The sequence below is a fragment of the Nocardia sp. NPDC004278 genome, from assembly GCF_053602975.1.
In genome coordinates, this window is record NZ_JBSGEQ010000042.1 from 61,489 (window position 1) to 72,193 (window position 10,705).

General features: G+C 66.1%; 10 protein-coding genes. 7 read left to right on the forward strand and 3 right to left on the reverse strand.

Annotated elements, in window-relative coordinates:
* Window positions 1-43: 43 nt before the first annotated feature.
* Entirely contained in the window at window positions 44-844 is an 801-nt protein-coding gene (locus tag ACWEO2_RS38105) for a crotonase/enoyl-CoA hydratase family protein (protein ID WP_452409807.1), read from the reverse strand.
* Entirely contained in the window at window positions 841-2,379 is a 1,539-nt protein-coding gene (locus ACWEO2_RS38110; RefSeq protein WP_452409808.1) for an acetyl-CoA acetyltransferase, read from the reverse strand. The genes ACWEO2_RS38105 and ACWEO2_RS38110 overlap by 4 nt, the downstream gene beginning before the upstream one ends.
* 124 nt (window positions 2,380-2,503) lie before the next feature.
* Here ACWEO2_RS38110 and ACWEO2_RS38115 point away from each other — a divergent pair, with 124 nt between their 5' ends.
* The 6 genes from ACWEO2_RS38115 to ACWEO2_RS38140 all read left to right on the forward strand — a co-directional run bounded on the left by ACWEO2_RS38115 (window position 2,504) and on the right by ACWEO2_RS38140 (window position 8,232).
* Window positions 2,504-3,253: a crotonase/enoyl-CoA hydratase family protein gene (locus ACWEO2_RS38115; protein WP_452409815.1), complete on the forward strand. Its 750-nt coding sequence runs from the start codon at window positions 2,504-2,506 to the stop codon at window positions 3,251-3,253.
* Between the two features lie 169 nt (window positions 3,254-3,422).
* Window positions 3,423-4,532 (forward strand): DUF4185 domain-containing protein, encoded by a 1,110-nt coding sequence (locus ACWEO2_RS38120; RefSeq protein ID WP_452409809.1) that lies wholly within the window; start codon window positions 3,423-3,425, stop codon window positions 4,530-4,532.
* Window positions 4,533-4,666: 134 nt separating this feature from the next.
* Entirely contained in the window at window positions 4,667-5,914 is a 1,248-nt protein-coding gene (locus ACWEO2_RS38125; RefSeq protein WP_452409810.1) for an erythromycin esterase family protein, read from the forward strand.
* Between the two features lie 167 nt (window positions 5,915-6,081).
* On the forward strand, window positions 6,082-6,459 hold the full coding sequence (locus ACWEO2_RS38130) for a MerR family transcriptional regulator (RefSeq protein ID WP_452409811.1): 378 nt from the start codon (window positions 6,082-6,084) through the stop codon (window positions 6,457-6,459).
* Between the two features lie 71 nt (window positions 6,460-6,530).
* Window positions 6,531-7,418, forward strand: a complete 888-nt coding sequence (locus ACWEO2_RS38135) for a TIGR03619 family F420-dependent LLM class oxidoreductase (protein WP_452409812.1) — start codon at window positions 6,531-6,533, stop codon at window positions 7,416-7,418.
* Window positions 7,419-7,527: 109 nt separating this feature from the next.
* The gene (locus tag ACWEO2_RS38140) at window positions 7,528-8,232 is read left to right on the forward strand and encodes a class I SAM-dependent methyltransferase (RefSeq protein ID WP_452409813.1); all 705 of its coding nucleotides are present in this window, start codon (window positions 7,528-7,530) and stop codon (window positions 8,230-8,232) included.
* Between the two features lie 44 nt (window positions 8,233-8,276).
* On the opposite strand, the gene ACWEO2_RS38145 is transcribed toward ACWEO2_RS38140, so the two are convergent.
* Complete coding sequence (locus ACWEO2_RS38145) at window positions 8,277-8,882, reverse strand: alpha/beta hydrolase family protein (RefSeq protein WP_452409814.1); 606 nt, start codon at window positions 8,880-8,882, stop codon at window positions 8,277-8,279.
* 546 nt (window positions 8,883-9,428) lie between these two features.
* Here ACWEO2_RS38145 and ACWEO2_RS38150 point away from each other — a divergent pair.
* The coding region (locus tag ACWEO2_RS38150) for an acyl-CoA dehydrogenase family protein (protein WP_452409816.1) at window positions 9,429-10,705 on the forward strand (1,277 nt) is incomplete at its 3' end.

The window sequence follows — 10,705 nt, forward strand, 5'->3', positions numbered from 1 at the left end:
ACCGCCCCTCATGGAGTCGCTCCGCGACGCGGAATTCAATTGGTCACTGTCCCTGCCACTGGGGTTCGCGCTTCTGCGCGAAGGCCAGCGCACCCTCGGCGGCATCCTTGGAGAACAGTGCGGGCAAGGCGATTTCGCCCTGCTTCGCGAAGCCCTCGGCGACCGACCAATCCGGCGACTCGTCGATGATGCGCTTACTCGCGGCCACCGCAAGCGGCGCGGCCGCAACGATTTCGGCCGCCAGGGCCAACGCACCCGCCAGCGCGCCTCCGGGTTCGGTGATCCGGTTGATCAGGCCGAGCTGGTAGAGCCGTTCGGCGTCGATGCGCCCGCCGGTGAGCGCCAGCTCCGCGGCGATGGGACGCGGCAGCCGCTGGGTCAGCCGCAGCACACCGCCGCCCGCGGCGACCAGGCCGCGCTTCACCTCCGGAATGCCGAACTGGGCGTTGCTCGCGGCGACGATGAGATCACCGGCGAGCGCGAGCTCGAAACCACCGGCGAGCGCAAAGCCCTCGACGGCCGAAATCATCGGCTTGGCGGGTGGTTTCGCGGCGATGCCGAGCGGGCCGCGGTTGGCGGTCATCGGCATCTCGCCCTTCGATGCGGCGACGAGATCCATTCCGGCGCTGAAGGTTCCGCCCGCACCGGTGAGCACGAGCACGCGCGCGGCAGGGTCGGCCTCGAATTCGTCGACGGCGACCTCGATGGCCTGCGCGGTGGCGAGGTTGATGGCGTTGCGGGCGTCCGGACGGTTGACCGTCAGCACGGTGATCGCATCGCGGCGTTCGACCAGTACCAGGTCGGACCCACCGCTGACGGAATCGCCTTGCGCTGCTGTACTCATTGGACGGTCCTCTCGGTGGTGAGCAGGGTGAGCCTATTGGCGGCGGCCACATCGGCGCTCGCGCCGATCGGGTCGCCATCGGTGAACGCCGCGATGGTGTCGGCATCGGACGCCCGGACCAGTATGCGGGCACCGGCCGGTGTCAGTGCGCTGATCACCACGGCCTCGGGTTCGTCGGCGTGGTCGGGCGCGGGGCCCTTGCGATAGGCGACCGTGTACGCCTCAACGGTCACCGGTCCGGTATAGCCCGAAGCCGTATCACGCCGTGCCGCAGGCACTTCCGCTTCGACGGCGCGGAAGAGTCGCGCGGGCGGTCGCGCCGAGTAGACGCCGATACCGTGTTTGGTGATGTACCAGCCGAGTGCGCTCGCCAAGCCGTAGGCCGACGGGTCCGCGCGCAGCCGACCGGCCAGTGTTGCGATCGAATGCGTCGCGTAGTTATTGCCCGGACCGCCCGCGAAGGTGAGCCCGCCGGTGACCGACAGCGGCCGCGCCGGATCGTCGATCGGCAGACCGAGCGCCTCGGCCGCGACCTGCACCGCAACCGGGAAGCAGGAGTACAGATCGATATGCGCGACCTCGTCGATGCCGATCCCCGCACCGGACAGCGCGGCCCGCCCGGCCGCGGCAATGGCGGGTGAGGTGGACATATCCGCGCGTTCGGAAACGAACCACTCATCGGTGGCGGTGCCGCCGCCATGCGGAAAGACCCAGCGTTCCCGCGGCACGCCCGCCGCATCGGCCGCCGCCGCACTGCACAGGATGAGTCCCGCGCCTTGGTCCACCGATAGGTTCGCGACGAGCAGCTTCGGATACGGCGTCGACACCATGCGGTTCGCGCGCGTCGCCGTCAGCACCCCGTCGACGGATTGTGCGCTCGGCTGCCACGCATACGGATTCCGCGCCGCCACCGCCGAGAGCCGCGACCACAGTCCGCCGATCCGCTCCCGATGCGCGGTCTCACTCAGACCGAGCCGCCCGCGCAGCGCGGTCTCCATCAGCGCGTAGAAGTAGACCGGACCCCACAGCCCCGCCGCGGTCTCCATCTCGGTATTGGGTCCGCGGTCGGTGCCGACGATCTGGGTCGGCCGCACATCCTCGGCCTGTTCGGGCCAATCGAGTGCGGCGCCGGTCCGGTTGGCCGCATTCCAGGACGCGACCGATTCGGCTCCGGTGATCAGCGCGACCTCGCAGCGTCCGTCGGCAATGGCCTGCGCGACGGTATTGACCAGGCGCTGCGGTGCGTCACCGCCGAATCGCACCGATTGCAGGGTGCGCTTCGGCGCAGCGCCCAGTTCCGCGGCGACCAGCGCGCCGAGGTCCGGATATGGCCTGCTGACCGAGGCCGCCGCGGCAATCAGATCGGCCGATCGCAAGAGCCGGTCACCGGTGCCGCTGTCCGCGCCCGCGCGGCGCAGGGATTCGGTGGCGAGTTCAACGGGTCCGGGCAGTCCCGGCTCACCGTTGCGATGCACGACCTGTCCGACGCCGACGAGCACCGGCGTTCGCGGATCCAATCCGGGTGGCAGCATCATCCCTCCACTCTTTACCGTCAGCATTGACGGTAACTTGCGTTCGATTAGAACAGAGCGCAGGTGTCCGGGCAATGCTCTCGACATGAACTGACTCATGAGTAAGATCTGCAGAATGGGCTCTGACATCGCGCTACAGTTCGACGGCGATCGCGCCTACGTCACGCTGAACCGGCCGGACAAGCACAACGGCCTCACCATCGACATGCTGCGCGACCTCGTCACCACCGCGCACACCATCGCCGGTCGCAAGGACGTCCGCGCGGTCATCCTGTCCGGCAACGGCCCGAGTTTCAGCAGCGGACTCGATGTCGCCGCGGCGACCAGCAATCCACTCACCGTCGTGCGCAACTTCGTCCCGCTGCCCTGGCGCGGCACCAACACCTTCCAGGAGGCGTGCTGGGCGTGGCGCCGACTGCCCGTGCCGGTGATCGCCGCGGTGCACGGCCGCTGCTTCGGCGGCGGACTGCAGATCGCGCTGGCCGCCGACATCCGGTTCGCGACCCCCGACGCGGAGTTCTCGGTCATGGAGGCCAAGCACGGCCTGGTCCCGGATATGACCGGCGCGGCGACGCTGTCCCGCCTGATCGGCATCGACCAGGCCCTGCTGCTCACCATGACCGCCGATACCGTCGACGCCGCCTACGCCGCGCGCATCGGTCTGATCACCGAGGTGACCGCGGACCCGGTCGCGGCGGCGAAGCAACTCGCCAACCGCATCGCGACCCGCTCCCCGCACGCGGTCGCGGGAGCCAAACAACTCTTCGATCGCTCCTGGCACGCATCGGCACGGCGCACCTTCGCGATCGAACGGGCGACCCAGCTGCCATTGATCCTGCGACTGACCTTATCTCGCAGCAAACCTTCGGCAACTTAGATACGGAAGTATTCGCAACTTTCACTACAAGTGACACAAGCCACAAATTTCACTGGTTTCACTGTTAATATCTTGAACGATTTGCCAGCCCGCCGAAATGTGACGCGACACACACGGTAGGTACTGCGTATCGCGCCGCTTCGGCCAGAAACCGGAGGGCTCAGAGACTTTGAACAAGTCCGCATCCGCCTTGCTCTCGGCATTGGCAGGAGCATCGGCCTTGCTCCTCATAGCGACTACCCCTGCCTCGGCAAACCCGAACGCGATCAATCCGATTCCGGTCCTCAACGGCAGCAGCGGTCTGCCCAACCTGGGCGGGCGCACCAGGGCGGTATTCCAGATGACCGGACTGGCCAGCCCGAACAACACCCAGAGCTATAACGTGCTCGGCACCGACCTCGGCATCATGTGGGACAACGGCGACGGTGAGATGCTGACCGCATTCGGTGATACCGCCGGGCTCGGCCTGCCGAATCTGCTGGCTGGCAGCACCTGGGCGTGGCGCAGCAATATTCTGGTGCGCAGCCACACCCACGATCCGTCCAATGGGATCTACTTCGACAGCGTCGTGCGCGACATCTTCGGCCAGGCGCGGGACCTGATCCCCAGTCCGAAGATCCCATTCGTGGAGATCAGCCGCATCCCGACCGCGGGCATTTCGGTCAACGGCGTTCAGTTCATGAGCATGATGTCGGTGCGGACCTGGGACGATGTCGGCCAATGGACCACCAACTTCTCCGGGCTCGCCGCCTCCGGTGACAATGGGGAGACCTGGGCCGATCTGACCAACACGCGGCGTCCGAATGAGGGCGCCAATGCCAATTTCCAGATGAACGCGTTCCTCGAGAACGCCGGGTACGTCTACGAGTACGGCACCCAATCCGGGCGCAATCGGGCGGCGTATGTCGCGCGGGTGCGCGATGGCGATATCGCGAACCTGGGCGAATACGAATACTGGGACGGCGAGCACTGGAGCAAGAAGGGCGATGTCGATGCGGCGGCGCCCATCATGGGTGGCGTCGGCGAGCTGTCGGTGATGTACAACGAGTACCTCGGTCAGTTCGTCTCGCTGACCACCGATCCGTTCAATTCCGTGGTTATGCGGCGGGCCGCCACGCCGCAGGGGCCATGGAGCGATCCCGAGGTGCTGATCGATACGCGGGAGCTGCCGAGCGCGTACGCGCCGTCGATCTTCCCCTATCAGACCGGGCGTGATCTGTACTTCCTGACGACGGTGCATTCGCAGTACAACGTGATTTTGATGCGCACAACGCTCTGAATTCACCGGATCGACGGGGCATGGCCGCAGTATCGGCGGCCGTGCCCCGTCGATCTTTTCGAGCTCGACTTGACCTGAACATCACTTCAGGTATGAAGCTGATCGCATCGGATCGTCGAGCTTCGGGAGAAGTCATGGGCAGCACCGCTGCAACCAGCGAATCAGTCACCGCCGCAGCAGATTTGCGGGCATGGCTGCGAGCGAATGCGCGGCCGATCTCCGATACCGACGCGAACGGCACCGGCCGCGATCTCGCGCCGCTCACCGATCGGCTCGGATCGGCGACCGTGGTGGGCCTCGGTGAATCGACCCGATTCTCCCGGCAGACCTTCGGAGTGCGTGAGCGTGTATTCCGGGTGCTGGTCGAGGAATACGGCTATCGGGCGCTCGCGGTGCAGGACAGTGCGCGCTCCGGCGAGCGGCTCGACGCTTATGTGCGCGCTGGCGTGGGGGATCCAGCATCGGTGCTCGCCGGTGCGTGGCGGCCGAACCGGACGGCCGAAATGGCGGCCGCGCTGTCCTGGATTCGTGCCTTCAACCAGGAGCACCCCGACGATCCGGTCCGGATCTTCGGCGTCGAGCCGCCGCGTGCGGAATCCTCGGACTACGAGGTGGTGCTGGATTACCTGCGCCAGCACGCACCGGATCACTTGGCTGCCATCGAATCTCACCTCACTCCGATTCGCACCGCACACCGAGTTGATGAACATGTGCAGCGCCATCAAGGAATTCATCCGGGCCGCCCGTTCATCGATGACGCCCGTGCTGCCCTCGCAATATTCGAAAAACTTCCGGCGACAACAGAATTCGACAAAGCACTGACACATTTGCGACTTATCGTCGATTTCCACGAGAAAAGCGTTGCCGGACAGGGCGGTTTCGCACGTGATGAGCGACCCGCGGCGGATCGGGTCATCGAATGGCAGCGCAGCACCGGCGCGAAGATCGCCTATTGGGACGGTATCGGCCACACCGCCGCCCTCCCACTCGGGGACGGCCCAGCCGAAACATCCGAATTCCGCGGCGCCGGTAGCTATTTGCGCGCACACTTCGGCGCGCAATACGCATCGGTGGCCATCGGCTTCCATCACGGAGATCTCGGCATGGCAGTGGCACCAGAACCACTACCGGACCTCATCGACGCCACCCTCGGCGAACTGGATCTGCCCGCCTGCTACCTGGATCTGCACAACACCGCCCCGGTCTCGGTTCGGCAGTGGCTACACCGCCCCGCGAAATTGCGCACGATCAGCGGCATCTACGACCCCGCCAAAGACGCCACCGCCCACACCCCGGTCCGATCCCTCATCGACGCATTCGACGTACTCATCCACATCCGCGAAACCTCTCCGGTGCACTGGCTGCCGGAAGCCGGCGCGTAGGGCTGGCGACGAACCGAGGGCGTTGCGGCGCTTCCGCAGTAGGAGCGGTGGCGCGATGGTTGCGCGGGGCAGAGCGGAGCCGTGGGGGTGGATGTGGGTTTGCGGTATTGCCTTGACGTCGGCGACAAGGTTTACGGTTGCCGCAGCGGTCTCGAGAGGAGGGGCACATGCTGATCGGAGAGCTGGCCGAGCGCGCTGGCACGAGTACACGCACGGTGCGCTACTACGAGGAGCACGGACTCGTGCAGCCCGGCCGGTCGGCCAACGGTTACCGCGTATACGACGAGCACGAGCTCGAGATCGTGCGGAAAATCCGGGCATTGCTGGAGTTGGGTTTCGACCTGGCCGATGCCCGCCCGTTCGTCACCTGCTTGCGCAACGGCCACCGGTCCGCCGACGAATGCCCGGAATCGGTCGAGTCCCTGCGGCGCAAGCTCGCCGAGATCGACGACGCGATCGACCGGCTCTCCGCTGCGCGGCGACACGTGAGCGCGCGAATCAGCGCCGTGGCCGGCCCGGCCCCGAAGTGTGAATTCTCCCTCTAGCACTGTTTTTTACGGTCGAGCCCGCACGGCAATGACCGTTTCCCCATCCGTACCAGGAAGGATTCTCGTAAATGCGGTTTGCGACCAGCTACGGCACGGCGTTCAACGGCACCGATCCCGATCGCCTCGTAACGTTCGCCCAGCACGCGGAAGACCTCGGGTTCGAGGCACTGTATGTCCAGGACCATATCGCGCTGTATCCCGGCGCTGACTACGGCGCGGGCGAGCTGCCGCCCACGTTGCCGTATTTCGATCCGCTGGATTGCCTGAGCTTCGTCGCCGCGGCCACACATCGGATTCTGCTCGGTACCGGTGTACTACTACTGCCGTATCGGCATCCGGTGGTCCTGGCCAAGCGGTTGGCCACCGTCGACGTGCTGTCCCGAGGCAGGATGCGACTCCTCACCGTCGGCCTCGGCGCCTTGCCCGGGGAAGCCCACGCGATGGGCGTCGATTTCCGCAGCCGTGGCCGCCGCGCGGACGAGGCCATCGATGTGCTGCGCCTGCTGTGGTCGGGCGGCCCGGACGGCGTCAGCCATCACGGCGAGTTCTTCGCCTTCGACAACCTGTGCAGTTATCCCAAACCGCACCAAACGACCGCGCTACCCATCCACATCGGGGGCTCCAGCGCGGCAGCAGCCCAACGCGCCGGACGACGCGGTGACGGCTATTTCGCCGGCGGCATGCTGACCGAACACGAACGTGACCGGCAGATCGAACTGGCCCACAAGACCGCAACCGATGCAGGACGTGATCCCGCCGAAATCGAGTACACCCGCTGGGGATCAGCCGACATATCCCCCGAACGCGTCGAGGAATTCGCCGAGCACGGTGTGGATCGGATCGTTGTTGGCTTCGCTGGTGCCGACCCCGCGCAGCAACACGACCAGATGTCGGAATTCGCCGAACGATTCGACCTTTCACCGCGACAACGAACAGCACAACCGCCGACGATCTGAAACAGCGGAATCTCGAGGCCGAAAGCCAAGATCCAACTTCGAGAAGTCAACACCCATCAGCCGGGTGCGCGGGGGTGGCCGGGTGTGCGGGGTCAATAGAATCGCGGGTATGGACGCGACCGATTGGGATACGCGGTATGCGCAGAGCGAATTGGTGTGGGGCGCACCGCCGAACAGCACCGTGGTGGAGCATGTGTACGGGCTGGAGCGGGTTGCTCCGCTGATGCCGGACGTGCCCGATGGCGAGGCGCCCGGTCTCCCGCGCGCGCTGGACCTCGCGTGCGGCGAAGGTCGTAACGCCTTGTGGCTGGCCACGCACGGGTGGCAGGTGCATGCCGTCGACTATTCACAGGTGGGGGTCGATAAGGGCCGCACCATCGCGACGCGATTGTCCCGCTCGGTTCGCGGCCGCATCAGCTGGCAGTGCGCGGACGTCACCGATCTGGATGCCGCGGGCATCACCGGTCCATACGAACTGGTGCTGATGGTCTTCCTGCACCTGTCCGCCGAATACCGCCGCCCGCTCGTCCACCGCCTGCCCGACCTGCTCGCCCCAGGGGGCACTCTGCTGATCCTCGGCCACGACAGCACCAATCTCACCGACGGCTTCGGCGGCCCGAAGGACCCCTCGGTCCTGTTCACCCCCGACGACATCATCGCCGATCTCGGCCACGACACCGACCGCATCCGCGTCCGCATCGCCGACCGCGTCTACCGCCCCACCGAGGAACGCGACGCCATCGACGCCCTCGTCGTCGCCACCAAACCCGCCCCATCTCCACCGGCCATCGAACCCCCCTCCGCACTCAGCTGAGCCGAACACGACTCGCCGGAACCGGCCGAATCGCCGGTCAGCCGCTATCGGCCCGACGAGCTCCAGCGCTCCAGCCAGGGCTTGACCGTTTCCGCGATGATGTCGAATCCGGATCGGAAAGAGTGGGGCTGACCAGGAATAACGCGAACCTCGGCCGCGTCGGCGGGGTCGGGGATGCCGAATGGGTCGTTCGCGCCATTGATCACGACGACCTCGATATCGCCCGGGGCGAGCAGTTCCTCGCGCCGAGTCTTCTCCGGCTTACCCGGCGGATGCAGCGGAAACGACAATGCGAGCACCCCGCGGGCATCGGCGTCGATGGCGGTGCGGCAGGCGACTCGGGCGCCATTGCTGCGTCCGCCCTGGATCAGCGGCACCTTCCGCACCCGCCGACGCAGGTCGGCGACGATCTCCAGCCACGCCTCGTCCTGTTTGATCGCCGACCCGGGCGCACGCCGCCCGGCAACCCGATACGGCTGCACCACCCGCGCCACCGCGCCACCCAGTTCATAGGCGCAGTCCCGCACCGCGAGCAGGTCTTTCGCGTCCACACCGCCACCGGATCCGTGCGTAAGCAGCAGCAGAAACGCCGCCTTGCGCGGTTTGTCGAGCTCGATCTCCGCGGGCCCGGCGCTCGTCTCGATTCGCACAATCCCACGGTAGTCCGGGCTTACTCCAAACCCCCAGCCCCGACAAACGCGTCGGCCACACGAAACCCACCGAAACCTCAGCCCCGGCCCCCATCGACACCCCGTACGCAATACCGAAAGCGCGGGCACTGCACCGGCCGCGCCCCGCGAGGCCGAATGCGCACCGGCCACTCAGCACCACCTGCCACTCGAAGCACACCGATAGCCCAACTCACAGGCCATCGCGAACCCATCGGGCCACGTCGAACTCACAGCTGCCAGCCGAACGCACCCCTGCTACTCCAAGCACACAGGCCACTCAAAACCCACCAGCAACCGAACAAATCGTCTACTACGCGAACCGTAGACAGACGGCAACGTCCTTTGGTGTTTTCCGCGTCACATTGCCCGCTGGAGTCTTTGCGAGCCCATTACCGACCGGTAATATGACTCATAAGTTACCCGCGAGTAGCATGCGGAAAACCGGCATGGCTTACCCGGTGGACGACAACGGGCGGGAACGGCAACCAACCGACCGCACCAACTCAACGGAGAGTGAGTACTGACATGGGCCACTACAAGAGCAACGTCCGCGACCTGGAGTTCAACCTCTTCGAGGTACTCGGCCTCGGCACCATCCTCGACAGCGAAGCCTACGGTGACCTCGACACCGAGACCGTCAAGGAGATGCTCAACGAGGTGCGTCGCCTGGCCGAGGGTCCGCTGGCCGATTCGTTCGTCGACGGTGACCGCAACCCGCCGACCTTCGATCCCGAGACCCACACGGTCACTCTCCCCGAATCCTTCAAGAAGTCCTACCGCGCGCTGGAAGACGCGGGCTGGGCCAAGGTCGCCGTCCGCGAGGAACTGGGCGGCCTGGGTGCCCCGAGCGCCGTCTCCTGGGCACTCGGCGAGATGATCCTCGGCGCCAACCCGCCCGCGCAGATGTACGCAGCGGGTGCCGGTTTCGCGCAGGTCTTCTACAACAACGGCACCGATGAGCAGAAGAAGTGGGCCCAGATCATTGCCGAGCGCAACTGGGGCGCCACCATGGTGCTGACCGAGCCGGATGCCGGTTCCGACGTCGGCGCCGGCCGCACCAAGGCGATCCAGCAGGAGGACGGCTCCTGGCACATCGAGGGCGTCAAGCGCTTCATCACCTCGGGTGACTCCGACGACCTGTTCGAGAACATCATGCACCTGGTGCTGGCCCGCCCCGAGGGCGCTGGCCCCGGTACCAAGGGCCTGTCGCTGTTCTACGTGCCGAAGTGGCACTTCGACTTCGAGACCCAGACCCTGGGCGACCGCAACGGTGTCTTCGTCACCAATGTCGAGCACAAGATGGGCATCAAGGTCTCGGCCACCTGTGAGGTCACCTTCGGCGGCCACGGCGTGCCCGCCAAGGGCTGGCTGGTCGGCGAGGTGCACAACGGCATCGCGCAGATGTTCGACGTCATCGAGAACGCGCGCATGATGGTGGGCACCAAGGCCATCGCGACCCTGTCGACCGGTTACCTGAACGCTCTGGACTACGCCAAGCAGCGCGTCCAGGGTGCGGACCTGACCCAGATGACCGATAAGGCCGCCCCGCGCGTCACCATCACCCACCACCCGGATGTGCGTCGCAGCCTGGCCCTGCAGAAGGCCTACGCCGAGGGTCTGCGCGCGATCTACCTCTACACCGCCGCGCACCAGGATGCCGATATCGCGCAGCTGGTCTCCGGTGCGGATGAGGATGTGGCCTTCCGGGTCAACGATCTGCTGCTGCCGATCGTCAAGGGTGTCGGCTCCGAGCGGGCCTACCAGTACCTGACCGAATCGCTGCAGACCTTCGGTGGCTCCGG

What these genes read in the sequence shown, in the direction of transcription:
- ACWEO2_RS38135 (WP_452409812.1), top strand. Translation starts at nt 6,531, where the DNA reads ATGCGGTTTGCGACCAGCTACGGCACGGCGTTCAACGGCACCGATCCC.
- ACWEO2_RS38130 (WP_452409811.1), top strand. Translation starts at nt 6,082, where the DNA reads ATGCTGATCGGAGAGCTGGCCGAGCGCGCTGGCACGAGTACACGCACG.
- ACWEO2_RS38125 (WP_452409810.1), top strand. Translation starts at nt 4,667, where the DNA reads ATGGGCAGCACCGCTGCAACCAGCGAATCAGTCACCGCCGCAGCAGAT.
- ACWEO2_RS38105 (WP_452409807.1), bottom strand. Translation starts at nt 844, where the DNA reads ATGAGTACAGCAGCGCAAGGCGATTCCGTCAGCGGTGGGTCCGACCTG.
- ACWEO2_RS38110 (WP_452409808.1), bottom strand. Translation starts at nt 2,379, where the DNA reads ATGATGCTGCCACCCGGATTGGATCCGCGAACGCCGGTGCTCGTCGGC.
- ACWEO2_RS38140 (WP_452409813.1), top strand. Translation starts at nt 7,528, where the DNA reads ATGGACGCGACCGATTGGGATACGCGGTATGCGCAGAGCGAATTGGTG.